Genomic DNA, 13,639 nt, shown 5'->3' with positions numbered 1-13,639 from the left:
CTCAGCGTCGCTTATTTTGGCTATGATGGCCGCCCGACCTAAGGTAGTTTAAATAAGCTGTTGAGTTTATCCCTTGCTGAAACTCTATAAAAATCGCTCCTTTCGCACTATATTCCTGGCGTTATTTGCGACCCTGACTTTTGTCGGCTCAGCCATCTTTATCTTTGATGTAGAAGCCAGGCTAATGCTGCAGTTTTTGGCGGTTAGCCTGTTGGGGGTTGTTTTAATGATCCTGGCCGCCTTGGCATTTACTGCCCTGCGGATTGCTATCCGGCGCTGGCTGGATCGCTAGCTAGTCCTCCAAATTGATATCCACATCCAGTTCATTGGCAATATCGTCCAGCCTGTCGTTTAACGCATTGATATCCAGTGAGGTGGGTACCTGAATCTCCGCTGAGGCAGAAAATAGTGGCTCCGCTGACATTGGGGCGCTGCTGACATTGGTGTTCATTTCACAGACATTAATCTGTAAGGCAGCCATGGCACCAGAAAGCTCTTTAACAATACCGGGGCGGTCATTGCCCAGCAGGCTGAGCTTGATGGTTTTATAAGCGCTGCTATCTGTAGTCACCGGGTTATCTTCAAGGTTGACCGAGAGGTCATCGCCGGCAAGCGCAGTCAGGGCTGCGCGCAGAGCATCGGCTTTATCATTACTGATTTGGATACGGGCAATCCCGGCAAAATGACCGGCCAATTGGCTCATACGGCTTTCCAGCCAGTTACCGCCGTGTTCTGAAACGGTATGAGAGAGCTTCTCTACCAAGCCCGGTTTGTCGTTGCCAATAAATGTAAAAACAATGGATGTGCTCACTGAATAATCTCCGCTAGCCAGTCATAATCAAACAATAACTTTTAGTATAGTCCGATTAATGGCCAGACGCGTAAAGTAGCGTTAATGGTGTTGCATATCTGCCTGCAAAGGCCGAAAATCACCGCCAGCTATAGAACTCACCATAACAATCAATCCAATCTGCAGGAATAACATTATGAAATCACGCGCAGCAGTTGCCTGGGAAGCCGGTAAACCACTCTCCATTGAAGAAGTCGATGTACAGGGCCCTAAGGCTGGTGAAGTGCTTATTCGCGTCGTAGCCACTGGCGTTTGCCATACCGATGCATTTACCTTAAGCGGCGATGATCCCGAAGGTATTTTCCCCTCTATACTTGGCCACGAAGGCGGTGGTGTTGTTGAGGAAATTGGTGAGGGAGTAACCTCCGTGGCCGTGGGTGATCATGTTATTCCACTGTATACCCCAGAGTGTGGCCAGTGTAAGTTCTGCCTGTCCGGTAAAACCAATCTTTGTCAGGCTATCCGTGTGACTCAAGGCCAGGGCTTAATGCCCGATGGTACTTCTCGCTTTTCTTTAGGTGGCAAGCAATTGCATCACTTTATGGGTACCTCAACCTTTTCTGAATATACCGTTATGCCTGAAATTGCCGTGGCCAAAATTAATAAAGCGGCCCCGCTGGATAAAGTATGTTTGTTAGGCTGTGGTATTACTACCGGTATCGGTGCAGTGCTGCATACCGCCAAAGTTGAGCCAGGTTCTACCGTGGCAGTCTTTGGTTTGGGCGGTGTTGGTTTAAGTGTTTTACAGGGTGCGGTATTAGCCAAGGCCAGCCGTATTATCGCGGTAGATATTAACGAAGATAAATTTGAAATGGCCAAGTTGTTGGGTGCTACTGATTGTATTAACCCGAAAAACTACGATGCGCCGATTCAGGACGTGATTGTTGATTTAACCGATGGCGGCGTGGATTATTCCTTTGAAGCCATTGGCAGAACCGAAACCATGCGTTCAGCTTTAGAGTGCTGTCATAAGGGTTGGGGTGAATCAACCATTATCGGTGTAGCCGGTGCTGGTCAGGAAATTACAACTCGTCCATTCCAGTTAGTTACTGGTCGCGTCTGGCGCGGTAGTGCTTTTGGTGGTGTGAAAGGCCGTTCACAATTGCCGGGTTATGTTGAGCAATATATGCAAGGTGATATTAAAGTCGATGAAATGGTTACTCATACCATGGGCCTTGAAGATATTAATAAAGCCTTTGACCTAATGCACTCCGGTGAAAGTATTCGTTCCGTCGTTATTTTTTAAGGAGTAGTGACGTGGAAGAAATAGCAAGCAATAAAATATCTGGCGGTTGGCAGAAACGCTATCAACACCAATCTGAAGTGTTAGGTTGTGAGATGGTATTTTCTGTCTACTTGCCACCGCAGGCAGAGCAGGGAGCTGTGCCCGTATTGTACTGGTTGTCGGGGCTAACCTGTAATGACCAGAACTTTGTAACCAAGGCGGGCGCTCAGCGCTATGCGGCTGAACACGGCGTGGCGATTGTTGCGCCTGATACCAGTCCTCGTGGTGATGATGTGGCCGATGATGAGGCTTGGGATTTTGCTCAGGGTGCAGGTTTTTACCTGACAGCAACACAGCAGCCCTGGGCCAAACATTACAATATGTATGATTATATCGTGACTGAGTTACCCGCCTTGATTAATGCCATGCCAGCGATTGATTCCAGTCGCTGCGGTATTTTTGGACACTCTATGGGTGGCCATGGCGCGCTAACCATTGCGTTGAAAAACCCTGATAACTATCAATCAGTATCCGCCTTTTCACCGATCTGTGCGCCTATGCAGTGCCCATGGGGAGAAAAAGCTCTGGCTAATTATTTGGGTGATGACCGTGAAAGCTGGAGTGACTATGATGCCTGCGAATTAATTGCTAAAACCGAGCAGCAGTTGCCGCTATTGGTTGACCAGGGTAGTGCCGATGATTTTCTGGTGGAGCAGTTAAAGCCGGAATTATTAGAGGCCGCTTGCAAAGATCGGGGGCATCCATTAACCCTGAGAATGCAGCCGGGTTATGATCATAGCTATTATTTTATTAGCAGTTTTATCGGTGACCATATCAAGCATCATGCGGATGCTCTTAAGCAGCTTTAAGTCGCAGCTGTGGATGATTATATTGAAATCCCACCTGAGCAATTAAGTCAGGAGGTTTTGCAAGCCGTGATCGAGGAGTTTATTACTCGTGAAGGTACCGATTACGGCTTGCAGGATTATTCACTCGAGCAAAAGGTGATGCAGATACAGCGGCAATTGGATGATGGCAGGGTGGTGATTGCTTATGACCCGGTATCTGAAAGTTGCACTCTGTTAACTAAGGACTAGTTTAACCCTTCTTCGCCTTGATTCCCCTCTATGCCCATAGCCAATGGGTTAATTGTATCCAAAAAACTTTGCGCATAGAGTAGCCAGTCCAATAGCGTTTGGTGAATAGCAATCATCTCTTCTTTGCTATGTCCTTCGGTTAGCGCGGCATGTTCGGCCACTTCAGACAGTGCAGTGACAATATCACTAACGGTCTGTACATCCAGCTCCAGTTCAATCAATTTTTCCCGGCTGTTATTTTCGTGTTGAAGGCGGCTTTCTACCAGTAGATTTTGTACGGCTAAGGCGAGTGAGGGATATTCTTCCCGCAGGCAGTGAAATGAAAATTCAAGGCAGTCCAGACTAAAATAATTAGCCGAGATAACCAGCGGGTCTATGGGTAAAGACTCGCTAAATGGTGGTGCTTGTTTGTCCAAGGCGCCCTCCAACAACATTCAAGACGGATTTCGATACTGCTGTTAGGTTAATTGTAGCAGCATCCCCTTGCTAAATAATATGAAAGACGGACAATAGGGTATAATTTCTTTTTGTCTGATCGAGTAAAGCATGGATTTTCCTGATGCCTCCACCCTGGATACCAGCGGCTTATTATGCCCTGAGCCGGTGATGATGCTACATAATAAAATACGGGATATAGCGGTTGGCGATATGATCGAGCTAATTGCTACCGACCCATCTACCGAGCGGGATGTTCCTAAATTCTGTGCCTTTCTTGGCCATAAATTAGTGGATAGACAGGAACGTGATAAAAAGTATTTTTACTATATAGAAAAAGCCGCGACCGCCTCGACCTAAGTGTTAGGACTCTTCAAATAACAGGCTGATAGCCGCCAAAGCCTCCGGGTCTTCGGCTTTTATCTGGTTGGCAATATGGTGCTGAAAGAAATAGCGAAAGTCCGGATTCTCATTCGCCGGATATAAACAGCTGTCACCCGGTAGTACGGGGGTTGAGCTGACCTGTTCTTCATTGATTAGCATGCCTTCAATTACACCGTTATAGAGCAGCCTCCAACTCAGTACTTCCGTTAGAATGATGCTGCCGCTATCTTCGGCATTAAGCATGGCATGAGTGCCAATCGTATCGGGGATCTCCTGAATAATATCCGTACCAGCTGCCTGCTCGAATTCAAAATAATTGGCCGCATTTTGAAGTTCCAGAACTTTATAGGCGGGAGGCTCAGAAAAAACCAGCTCAGCCCCAATATCATAATAGCCTTCGTACTGGCCATGCTGCTCATTGGTTAACTCATCACAGGGCACCACTTTATTCAGCCAGGGTACCATACCCACTACCTCGCCATTCTCTCGGAGGCCCCAGCATAATATTTTCATCGCATAGAGCTTTTCCGGGCCGGAGGTGCTATTCGAATAGAGCATAGACATACCATCATGCTCCGGGGATAGTCGAATAATTCGTTCGTCCTGCAAGGCGGTAAAGGTTTTTTTAGAGAATAGATCGACAACATTGTTGCTGTCGCGGCCTGCGCCGTTCTGCGGGGTCAACGTGCTCATAAGTGTACCTCCATCTAACAACTGATGAAAATAACCGCAGTGAAAACTGCCAGCACTGCGAATACGTTAAAATTATTGTTTGTTTCGTATTAAGTCACATTAGCTATAACTTGATTATAGTCATTTAAACGCAGAGTGCTACTGATTATTTTACTTATGGGTGACGTAGTTTTGCTGTGCTGGTTTATTCGCAACTCCCTTTTAAATCAATCGCTTGGCTTGTACCGTTGTTGTTACACCGGGTAATAATTAGGCTGTGCCCACTATTAGTGCTACCTTTTAATGATAATAATAGATCTGTTTAGTTCTATAAACTACAGGGTTTAACACGATGACAGTGATTGATGATTCTGGGCATATCTCTAAAGGTCTGGTCAATGCTTTGCTATTGGATGGCAAAGGCGGGGCAAAAAAAATCGACCAGAATGAAGTGGTCAACTTAAACACTCAACAAGACAAGCTCTGGTTACATTTTGATTATGAAGAGCCCGCGGTGCAGCAATGGCTTGAGCAGTGCAGTGGTTTAAATACAGTTGCTATAGAGAGTTTGATCAGTGATGAAACGCGTCCCCATGTTCTCAGTCGCGGTGATAATCTGTTGATCGTTTTGCGCGGTGTTAACCAAAACCCCGGTGCGCAACCCGAGGATATGGTTTCTTTACGCATATGGACTGATGGTAAGCGGCTTATCAGTACCAGAAAACGCTCACTGATATCCACCGAAACACTATTAAGCAGCTTGAGTGAAAGCAGTGGTGCTGAAGATATTGCCGCGCTATTAATCGAGTGGGTAGACCGTATCGTTGCTAGTATTAGCGATGTGGTTGATGATCTGGAAGAAGAGTTGTTAGATATGGAAGAGCAATTATTTTCTGCTGAGCCTCGGGAACTTCGTAGTGAGCTACTACACATGCGTAAAAAAGCCATTCTTATACGTCGTTATTTAGCACCACAGCGTGAGGCATTAAACCAACTGATCGCTGCCCCTTTGACGTGGTTAAATGATTTTCATCGAGTCAGGTTGCGCAGTATTGCTGACCGCCAGATTCGTCATATTGAGGATATTGATACGGTTAAGGAAAGAGCCAGTATGGCTCAGGAAGAGCTGGCTAATCGCGTGTCTGAACAATTGAACAGTCGCAGTTATGTCTTGACGGTTGTGGCTGCGGTATTTTTACCGCTGGGTTTTTTTACCGGATTGATGGGTATTAATGTGGGAGGTATGCCGGGTGTAGAGAGTGAGCAGGGTTTTTGGTTGGTGTCGGCTATCTGTATGGGGCTAACGGTTTTATTAATGGGACTATTTTACTGGCGCAAGTGGTTATGATCGAGCTGGTCTAAGCCATAAGTAGTATTTACTCGTGGCTAAGTATTTGTAATGATTATTGGACTCGAGGGAGATGTACTAAAAAGGAACTTTATGGCTCGCTGGTCGAGCCTTTTTTATCTCTGCCCCTTATAGCACTGCACCATGTATCGATTCCCTATGCTATCAACTTAGCGTTTTCCTCCCCTTGTTTCTCAATGTCGGCGTTTTACTGTACAATTTCCCGCTTCAAAACTTTATCCTTTTAAATCAGGTGCTTGCGTGATCCATTACTATTTTGCCTACGGCAGCAATATGAACCCGGCCCGGATGGGGGCAAGGGGCTTGTCGACGGTTAACGCGCTTGCCGGTACCTTAAAAGGGTTTAGCTTACGTTTCGATAAACGGGCTACTGGCAAGACGGGTGTGGCCTATGCCAATGTGGGTTATCAGCGCGACGGTAAAGTTGAGGGTGTGTTGTACCAGCTGGAGCGACCTGAAGATATTGTCATTATGGACCCCTTTGAGGGCAACCCGGTACGCTATGGGCGCGAGGTATTTTGTGTGGATTCGGCACAGGGCATTATCCACGCCTGGGTTTATGTCGCCAATAAAGCACTGTTGGCGGATGACCTATTGCCAGAGCGCCAATACCTGAATCATTTATTGGCCGGTAAAGCCTGGCATTCGGATGATTACCATCAGTGGCTGAGTGCGCAGCCCTGTATTGAGTCAGAGCGTGTAGATAGCGACATGAATGGGCTTATTTATAATGTCTGAGCACGCAGTGCAGTCTTTACCACTGGAGCACAGTGCTGCTGACGTAATCACCTTGTTTGATGGGCTATTTGCCGAAGCTGAAAATACCCGCTTGGTTAAAGGTGAGCAGGAGCCGATTTATATCCCCGCCAGTGCCGACTGCGACTATCATCAAATTGTTTTTGCCCACGGTTTTTTTTCCAGCGCTTTACATGAAATTGCCCACTGGTGTATTGCCGGTAAAGAGCGTCGCCAACAGTTGGATTATGGGTATTGGTATGCGCCGGATGGTCGCGACCAACAGCAGCAATATCAATTTGAACAGGTTGAGGTCAAACCCCAGGCCTTGGAGTGGATATTGTCCAAAGCCTGCCAAAAATCCTTTCGTATCAGTGCTGATAATTTAAATGGCGTGGATACTGATGATGAGCCTTTTAAGTCGGCCGTTTACCAGCAGGCAGTTCGTTATTGTGAGCAGGGCTTGCCCCTGCGGGCAAAATTATTGGTGGCTACTCTGGCCAACTTCTATCAAACAGCGATACCTGAAACTGCTCATTTCCAGTTTGTGGAACTAGGCTAATGGCTAATTCCTCTCAGCCTATTTACCTGATTGATGCGTCAATCTATATTTTTCGCGCTTATTTTTCCCTGCCCGATGAATGGCATAGTCCTGAAGGTTATTCGGTTAACGCGCTAAATGGCTATACTCAGTTTATTCTCAAGTTTTTGCAACAGGTAAAGCCTGAACAGATTGCTATTGCCTATGATGAGAGTTTAGGTAGTTGTTTTCGCAATGATATTTACCCGGGCTATAAGGCGAGCAGGGTGCTGCCCGATGAAGAGCTGGCCTTCCAGTTAGCGGCCTGCAAAGCCTTAACCGAACTTATGGGTATTGCCAGTTTTGCCAGTGAGCGTTACGAGGCCGATGATATTATTGCCAGCCTGGCCCATGCCGCCCAGCAGCGGGGGGAGAATGTCACCATTGTTTCCAGAGACAAAGACCTGGGCCAAATACTTAAACACCGCGATGATATATTCTGGGACTATGCCGCCGACAAGCGTATTACCCTGGGGGATTTTATTAACCATTATGGCGTGCAAGCTTATCAGATGACCGATTTTCTGGCATTGCTAGGCGATAGTATTGATGATATTCCGGGTGTGCCCGGTATCGGCAAAAAAACCGCAGCGGCCCTGTTAGGACAATTCGGTAGTATTGATGCGATGTATCATGATTTACCCGCGGTAGCCGCTTCAGGTCTGCGAGGTGCTAAAACTCTGGTGGAAAAATTGATCGATTACCGTGAGCAAATTGCAATGGCCCAGACCCTGGTTAGGTTGGAGCAGCAGGTACCTGAGCTCGACCGGGTGAATTTGCAATGGCAGCCGCCATCAAAGCAGACCGTGGCATACTTCCTCGATGAATATGCTTTAGGTCAACGTTTTCAGCGACAGCTGGATAATTGTTATTGGGGGCAATAAGTGTGAGCCGTTTTACGATTGTTGCCGATGAAAATATACCGCAGGTGGCGGAACAGTTTGCCTCGCTGGGAGAGGTAACGGTCGTTAATGGCCGTAAGCTTAGCCGGCAGCAGCTGCGTGATGCTGATATCTTATTGGTACGTTCAGTTACCCAGGTTGATCAATCCTTATTGGACGGTACCTCTGTACGATTTGTCGCCACGGCCACCATAGGCACTGACCACCTCGATATCGATTATCTCGACGCCCATCAGATCGGCTGGGCCAGTGCTCCCGGCTGTAATGCCGATTCCGTTGTTGATTATATGATCAGCGTCTTTTGCCGTTTACAAGGCGTGCTGGAATTATTAATGGCGGATGGCACTGTAGGTATTGTGGGCATGGGGAATGTGGGTAGCCGTCTTTATCAGCGCTTATCCCGTTTGGGTATCGCTTGCAGTGCCTATGACCCGCTCATTGACCCGCAGCGTTATCCGGTGCTGACCGATCTGGAAACGGTATTACAAGCAGATATTATCTGCCTGCATGCACCGCTGACTACCGCAGAACCTTATCCCAGCTTTCATCTGTTAGATGAGCAGCGACTGGCGGCCTTAAAGCCCGGTGCGGTACTGATTAATGCCGGTCGTGGTGCGGTCATCGACAATAGCGCGCTGCAAGCACTATTAAACGAACACGATGATATTTGTACGGTATTGGATGTGTGGGAAAATGAGCCCACCCCGGATATGGCCTTGCTTAAGCGTGTTGATTTGGGCAGTCCGCATATTGCCGGTTATAGCTACGATGGAAAATTGGCCGGTACAGCGATGATTTATCAGGCCTGCTGTGAATTTTTCTCGGTAGAACCCGTGAAGGCTCCTGTTGCTGAAGAGGATACTGCTCTAACCCTTACGATTAGGGAGCAGAGTGACGTTATAGCGGCTATGCGAGAGGCTGTGTTGGCTTGTTATGATGTGGCCGAGGATGACCAGCGCTTTCGCGGCGGTTTATTACATGCTGATCAGCATGAGCGTGGGGCGGTGTTTGACCAGTTGCGCAAAAACTATCCCGTGCGCCGGGAGTTGTCGCGCTACCGTATTGCCAATGTCAATGCATTGGATCCGCCGGTGCAAGATGGCCTTGCGGCCCTTGGCTTTATTTGCCGCTAAATTCTGCGCCGTAAATAGATTCGACTTCTTCTTCCAGTGCCGCACAGGCAGCCAGAATCATTGCTTCGGTAATGGGTTGTTCATTGCCGTCGAGATCAATAATGGCGCCGTGGTAGTCTTCGTCTAATAATTGCTCATCAAACAATAGGGCATCCAGCGGGTCGCTGTAGGTACTGGCTGAGTCTTCGAAGTTCGCATACTGCTTGTTCATGGTTCTCTCCTATAAAGCCGGGGCTTTATGACTGCTGACTAAGTGTGCTGTATCGTTGTTGTTATTTGCACTCATTTTTATATTTATACTGTTAAACTTTAATGACAGATTGCTTTTTGCTGAGCTATTTGCTGCGCTATTTTTTAGCATTGATTTTGCGCTATGGTTATTGTTGTTGTGCACAAGAGCGATCTGCCTGACTTTAGTATATGTGCGCCACTTAACACTACAACTGGCGTTTTTCACATTATTTAATGGGCTTATTTACAATTGCAGGTTTTATAGATGTTTAAGTTAGGGCTAATTATTAACCCTTTGGCGGGCATTGGTGGGCCATTGGCGTTAAAAGGCAGTGATGGCGAGGCCATTGTGGCTGCGGCAAAAAGCCGTGGTGCACAGCCCCGAGCGCCGCAGCGAGCTATTGAGGCATTAAAAGCTATTGATAAACCCAACTTGGTAACAGTATATGGTTTTGCCGGTGAGATGGGTGGCGATATTGCCCTGGCGGCCGGTTTGGCATTTGAAGCTATCGGTGAGTCATCAACGCCATCCAGCGCCGAGGATACCATCGCCGCTGCCAGAGTTTTACAGCAGCAGGGGGTTGACCTGATTCTGTTTGCTGGTGGTGACGGTACCGCCAGAGATATTTTTGCCGCTGTTGCTGGTGATTTTCCAGTATTAGGTATTCCCGCTGGCGTAAAAATGCATTCAGGGGTTTATGCGGTATCACCACAGGCAGCGGGTGAAATAGTTAGGCGGCTGATTAATGGCCAGTTAATTGATATCGGCTTGGCCGAGGTCAGGGATATTGATGAAGCGCGTTTTCGTCAGGGTGTGGTTAGCTCCCGTTTTTTTGGTGAGCTATTAGTCCCCAAAGAAGGCCGTTTTTTGCAGCAGGTAAAATCCTCCGGCAGAGAGGTTGAAGCTTTGGTGTTACAGGATATTGCGGCGGATATTGTGGAGTCCATGGAGGATGATTGCCTCTATATTATTGGCCCTGGCACCACGCCGCGGGCGGTGCTGGATGAGCTGCAGCTGGAAAATACCCTGCTGGGCTTTGATGCGGTGGTCAATAATGAGTTACTGGGTGCCGACCTTGATGAGAGCGCCTTATTTGCATTGGTAGAGCAGTACCCGTTAGTGAAAGTAATTATCACTGCGATTGGTGGTCAGGGGCATATTATTGGGCGCGGTAATCAGCAGCTCAGTCCACGGATTATTCGTGCCGTTGGTCTCGATAATCTGATGATTGTCGCCACCAAAACCAAGATCACTGAGTTAGAAGGGCGTCCCTTGCAGGTGGATAGCAATGATCCTGAACTAGATCAGTCACTGTCGGGCTACCGCCAGATTATTACAGGTTACCACGATGCCATTATGTACCCTGTGGGTCTGGCCAGCGAAGAAGAGAGTCAATGAAAAGAATTATAGCGGCCATAGAGCAGGGTCTGAGTGAAGAGAATAATGATGCTCGCCGGTTTTTTCATGGTCGAGGTCAATGCTATGAGGGCTTGGGTTTTATCAATGTTGATTGGTTTGCCCCGGTATTATTGATTACTCTGTATCAAGAACCTGACGCGGTGGACTGGCATGCATTTACCGATAATTTAACGGTGTTTCAATCCGACATGGATGCCGTTTTAGTTCAGCGGCGTTATATTCGCGGTGCACCGTTGGAAACGCTATGGGGTGATATTCCACAACAGGCACAAGCTCTGGAGCAGGGCTTGCGTTATTCGCTGAGCTTTGGCGGCAAACAGAATGTGGGTTTTTTTCTCGACATGTTGCCTGGCCGGGAATGGTTAAAGCAGCGAGCCACGGGTAAAAAAGTACTGAATTTATTTTCTTATACTTGCGCTTTTTCTGTAGTGGCCATTGCCGAAAATGCTCATAGCGTTGTTAATCTGGATATGAGTAGTGCAGCTTTAAATGTAGGGCGCAGCAATCACCGGCTTAACCAGCATGATGATCGTTTAAAACGTGATATTCAATTTCTTTCCCATGATTTATTCCGTTCCTGGAAAAAAGTCATCAGTAAAGGGCCTTACGATATTGTGATTATTGATCCGCCCTCACGGCAAAAGGGTAGCTTTATTGCGACCAGTGATTATATCAAAGTGGTGCGGCGTTTATTGTCACTGATGCCCAAAGGGGGCGATATTTTAGCTTGCTTAAATGCGCCAGAATTGGATGAGCAGTTTTTATTGGATTTATTTACTGAAGCCTGCCCCGAGGCAAGCTTTGTTGAGCGCTTGGAAGCACGTAAGGATTTTCCGGAGGCGGATAGCCGTCGCAATCTAAAAATGTTGCATTATCAGCTTTAGTTAGCGTCCAGCATATAGCGCACAGCCTGACTAATCATAATCGATGATTGACTTTTTATCGCCTTGCGCAGTTGATTGATATTGGTTTTGGATTGTTCCATAACGGAGGAAGGGATATCGCTGGCTTTAGTCTCGCCGATCACCGGGTCACCAAAATTCAGTGCCGAGCGTGACGATAATAATAAAAAACCACGCTCAGTCAGTACCGCCTGATCCAGCGCCTCTTGCTTGATGGGGGCGTCATATTTTAAATAGCCCTGTTCGCCCAGCCAGACCATAGTGCTAAAGCCGGCTGTAAAGCGCTCACTATGCAGGCCAAACTCATCGGGCTCGTCTTCGCCGCAGATATCTTCAGTATAGAGAATGGTTTTACGCGGGAAACTGTTATAAAGACGCAGAAAGGTTAGTGCTACATCTTTGTAAAAATCGTCTATATGAATATCACTCATAATTTCAGTAACGCGACAGGAAGGCGGAAAAACGTTCCAGGGCATGAGTAAGATCATCTTTACGTGGCAGGAAGACTACCCGTAGATGATCCGTCGATGGCCAGTTAAAGGCGGAGCCTTGCACCAGCAAAATCTTTTCTTGTAGCAAAAAGTCCAGTACCAGTTTCTCGTCGCTATCTATGTTGAATTTTTTCGGATCCAGTTTGGGGAACATATAAATAGCCCCTTTAGGTTTGGTGCAGCTAACGCCGGGGATTTGGTTTAATAAATCGTAGGCAATATCGCGCTGTTCATGTAGGCGGCCGCCGGGTAGTACCAAATCATTAATGCTCTGGTAGCCACCCAGGCAGGTTTGTATTGCGTGTTGAGCAGGCACATTGGCACAGAGTCGCATGGAGGCAAGAATATCCAGCCCTTCGATATAATCCTTGGCGCGATGTTTAGCGCCACTTAGCAGCATCCAGCCGCTGCGAAAGCCAGCGAGTCGATAAGCTTTGGAAAGGCCATTAAAAGTGACGCAGAGAACATCCTCCGTCAGGGTGCCCAGCGGAATATGCTGCGCTTCGTCGTAGAGAATCTTGTCATAGATTTCGTCGGCCAGAATAATCAGATTATGTTGCTCGGCCAGCGCGACAATTTGTTGCAACAGGTCTTTGGAATAAACAGCACCCGTCGGGTTATTGGGGTTGATCACTACAATCGCTTTGGTTTTGTCGGTTATTTTACTTTTGATATCGTTAATATCAGGAAACCAGTCCGCTTGTTCGTCACATAAATAGTGCACCGGTGTGCCACCTGCCAGCGAGGTTGATGCAGTCCATAAAGGATAATCCGGTGCGGGGATTAAGACTTCGTCACCATTATTCAGCAAGGCCTGCAAAGCCATGGTGATAAGCTCACTAACACCATTGCCCAGATATATGTCGTCGATGTCTACATTGAGCAGGCCGCGCTGTTGATAGTGTTGCATCACCGCCTTGCGCGCAGAGTACAGCCCTTTGGATTCACAATAGCCTTGGCCTGTCGGCAAAAGTCGAATAACATCCTGAATAATTTCGTCAGGGGCATCAAAACCGAAGGGGGCAGGGTTGCCAATATTCAATTTAAGAATACGGTGACCTTCTTCCTCCAGTCGGTTGGCTTCAACCAACACAGGTCCACGGATGTCATAACAGACATTAGCCAGCTTGGTGGACTTTTGAAATTGTGGTTTGTTCAACGCTATTTGCCTTGCCGTTAGGTGTATATTTTTGTGTGGTAAACCAGTGTAGGC

At 47.4% G+C, this 13,639-nt stretch carries 18 protein-coding genes; 12 read left to right on the top strand and 6 right to left on the bottom strand.

Annotated elements, in window-relative coordinates; translation table 11 throughout:
* Positions 1-73 precede the first annotated feature (73 nt).
* The gene (locus BST96_RS18440; RefSeq protein ID WP_240554845.1) at positions 74-292 is read left to right on the top strand and encodes a hypothetical protein; all 219 of its coding nucleotides are present in this window, start codon (positions 74-76) and stop codon (positions 290-292) included.
* On the opposite strand, the gene BST96_RS18435 is transcribed toward BST96_RS18440, so the two are convergent.
* Entirely contained in the window at positions 293-811 is a 519-nt protein-coding gene (locus BST96_RS18435) for a glycine cleavage system transcriptional repressor (protein ID WP_157118014.1), read from the bottom strand.
* A gap of 175 nt (positions 812-986) precedes the next feature.
* On the opposite strand from BST96_RS18435, the gene BST96_RS18430 reads away from it, so the two are divergent.
* Genes BST96_RS18430 through BST96_RS18420 form a run of 3 tightly spaced genes read left to right on the top strand, consistent with a single transcriptional unit; the run spans position 987 to position 3,172 of the window.
* Positions 987-2,096, top strand: coding sequence for an S-(hydroxymethyl)glutathione dehydrogenase/class III alcohol dehydrogenase (locus BST96_RS18430; protein ID WP_085760100.1), 1,110 nt, complete (start codon positions 987-989; stop codon positions 2,094-2,096).
* Positions 2,097-2,107: 11 nt separating this feature from the next.
* Positions 2,108-2,944: an S-formylglutathione hydrolase gene (gene fghA, locus BST96_RS18425; protein WP_085760099.1), complete on the top strand. Its 837-nt coding sequence runs from the start codon at positions 2,108-2,110 to the stop codon at positions 2,942-2,944.
* A 9-nt stretch (positions 2,945-2,953) separates the two neighbouring features.
* On the top strand, positions 2,954-3,172 hold the full coding sequence (locus BST96_RS18420; protein ID WP_085760098.1) for a YheU family protein: 219 nt from the start codon (positions 2,954-2,956) through the stop codon (positions 3,170-3,172).
* On the opposite strand, the gene BST96_RS18415 is transcribed toward BST96_RS18420, so the two are convergent.
* Positions 3,169-3,588 (bottom strand): hypothetical protein, encoded by a 420-nt coding sequence (locus BST96_RS18415; RefSeq protein WP_157118013.1) that lies wholly within the window; start codon positions 3,586-3,588, stop codon positions 3,169-3,171. The two genes, BST96_RS18420 and BST96_RS18415, sit on opposite strands and share 4 nt — an antisense overlap.
* Before the next feature lie 130 nt (positions 3,589-3,718).
* Here BST96_RS18415 and tusA point away from each other — a divergent pair, with 130 nt between their 5' ends.
* Positions 3,719-3,967: a sulfurtransferase TusA gene (tusA, locus tag BST96_RS18410; protein WP_085760096.1), complete on the top strand. Its 249-nt coding sequence runs from the start codon at positions 3,719-3,721 to the stop codon at positions 3,965-3,967.
* A gap of 3 nt (positions 3,968-3,970) precedes the next feature.
* Here tusA and BST96_RS18405 read toward each other — a convergent pair whose 3' ends face one another.
* Entirely contained in the window at positions 3,971-4,684 is a 714-nt protein-coding gene (locus BST96_RS18405) for a hypothetical protein (protein ID WP_085760095.1), read from the bottom strand.
* A gap of 331 nt (positions 4,685-5,015) precedes the next feature.
* Between BST96_RS18405 and BST96_RS18400 the strand changes: the two genes are divergently transcribed.
* The 5 genes from BST96_RS18400 to BST96_RS18380 all read left to right on the top strand — a co-directional run bounded on the left by BST96_RS18400 (position 5,016) and on the right by BST96_RS18380 (position 9,382).
* Complete coding sequence (locus BST96_RS18400) at positions 5,016-6,011, top strand: zinc transporter ZntB (protein WP_085760094.1); 996 nt, start codon at positions 5,016-5,018, stop codon at positions 6,009-6,011.
* Between the two features lie 261 nt (positions 6,012-6,272).
* Complete coding sequence (locus tag BST96_RS18395; protein ID WP_206045363.1) at positions 6,273-6,770, top strand: gamma-glutamylcyclotransferase family protein; 498 nt, start codon at positions 6,273-6,275, stop codon at positions 6,768-6,770.
* On the top strand, positions 6,763-7,329 hold the full coding sequence (locus BST96_RS18390) for an elongation factor P hydroxylase (protein WP_085760594.1): 567 nt from the start codon (positions 6,763-6,765) through the stop codon (positions 7,327-7,329). The genes BST96_RS18395 and BST96_RS18390 overlap by 8 nt, the downstream gene beginning before the upstream one ends.
* A complete protein-coding gene (locus tag BST96_RS18385) occupies positions 7,329-8,231 on the top strand; it encodes a 5'-3' exonuclease (protein WP_085760093.1) in 903 nt (300 codons plus the stop codon). The genes BST96_RS18390 and BST96_RS18385 overlap by 1 nt, the downstream gene beginning before the upstream one ends.
* 2 nt (positions 8,232-8,233) lie before the next feature.
* Entirely contained in the window at positions 8,234-9,382 is a 1,149-nt protein-coding gene (locus tag BST96_RS18380; RefSeq protein WP_169714039.1) for a 4-phosphoerythronate dehydrogenase, read from the top strand.
* Here the strand turns inward: BST96_RS18380 and BST96_RS18375 are convergent.
* A complete protein-coding gene (locus tag BST96_RS18375; protein WP_085760091.1) occupies positions 9,369-9,593 on the bottom strand; it encodes a PA1571 family protein in 225 nt (74 codons plus the stop codon). The two genes, BST96_RS18380 and BST96_RS18375, sit on opposite strands and share 14 nt — an antisense overlap.
* A 285-nt stretch (positions 9,594-9,878) precedes the next feature.
* Between BST96_RS18375 and BST96_RS18370 the strand changes: the two genes are divergently transcribed.
* Positions 9,879-11,012 (top strand): ATP-NAD kinase family protein, encoded by a 1,134-nt coding sequence (locus BST96_RS18370; protein ID WP_085760090.1) that lies wholly within the window; start codon positions 9,879-9,881, stop codon positions 11,010-11,012.
* Positions 11,009-11,917: a class I SAM-dependent methyltransferase gene (locus BST96_RS18365; protein WP_085760089.1), complete on the top strand. Its 909-nt coding sequence runs from the start codon at positions 11,009-11,011 to the stop codon at positions 11,915-11,917. The genes BST96_RS18370 and BST96_RS18365 overlap by 4 nt, the downstream gene beginning before the upstream one ends.
* On the opposite strand, the gene BST96_RS18360 is transcribed toward BST96_RS18365, so the two are convergent.
* Positions 11,914-12,411, bottom strand: a complete 498-nt coding sequence (locus BST96_RS18360) for a hypothetical protein (protein WP_240554844.1) — start codon at positions 12,409-12,411, stop codon at positions 11,914-11,916. The genes BST96_RS18365 and BST96_RS18360 overlap by 4 nt on opposite strands.
* A complete protein-coding gene (locus tag BST96_RS18355) occupies positions 12,371-13,585 on the bottom strand; it encodes a pyridoxal phosphate-dependent aminotransferase (protein WP_085760087.1) in 1,215 nt (404 codons plus the stop codon). Before BST96_RS18355 ends, BST96_RS18360 begins: the two co-directional genes overlap by 41 nt.
* Between the last annotated feature and the right edge of the window lie 54 nt (positions 13,586-13,639).

The sequence above is a fragment of the Oceanicoccus sagamiensis genome (assembly GCF_002117105.1).
GTDB lineage: Bacteria > Pseudomonadota > Gammaproteobacteria > Pseudomonadales > Dasaniaceae > Oceanicoccus > Oceanicoccus sagamiensis.
This window is presented reverse-complemented; position numbering and strand designations above follow the sequence as displayed.

Excerpts from the sequence above, each read along its gene's own strand:
- BST96_RS18430 (WP_085760100.1), top strand. The coding sequence starts at position 987 with ATGAAATCACGCGCAGCAGTTGCCTGGGAAGCCGGTAAACCACTCTCC.
- tusA (WP_085760096.1), top strand. The coding sequence starts at position 3,719 with ATGGATTTTCCTGATGCCTCCACCCTGGATACCAGCGGCTTATTATGC.
- BST96_RS18405 (WP_085760095.1), bottom strand. The coding sequence starts at position 4,684 with ATGAGCACGTTGACCCCGCAGAACGGCGCAGGCCGCGACAGCAACAAT.
- BST96_RS18400 (WP_085760094.1), top strand. The coding sequence starts at position 5,016 with ATGACAGTGATTGATGATTCTGGGCATATCTCTAAAGGTCTGGTCAAT.
- BST96_RS18390 (WP_085760594.1), top strand. The coding sequence starts at position 6,763 with ATGTCTGAGCACGCAGTGCAGTCTTTACCACTGGAGCACAGTGCTGCT.
- BST96_RS18385 (WP_085760093.1), top strand. The coding sequence starts at position 7,329 with ATGGCTAATTCCTCTCAGCCTATTTACCTGATTGATGCGTCAATCTAT.
- BST96_RS18375 (WP_085760091.1), bottom strand. The coding sequence starts at position 9,593 with ATGAACAAGCAGTATGCGAACTTCGAAGACTCAGCCAGTACCTACAGC.
- BST96_RS18370 (WP_085760090.1), top strand. The coding sequence starts at position 9,879 with ATGTTTAAGTTAGGGCTAATTATTAACCCTTTGGCGGGCATTGGTGGG.
- BST96_RS18365 (WP_085760089.1), top strand. The coding sequence starts at position 11,009 with ATGAAAAGAATTATAGCGGCCATAGAGCAGGGTCTGAGTGAAGAGAAT.
- BST96_RS18360 (WP_240554844.1), bottom strand. The coding sequence starts at position 12,411 with ATGCCCTGGAACGTTTTTCCGCCTTCCTGTCGCGTTACTGAAATTATG.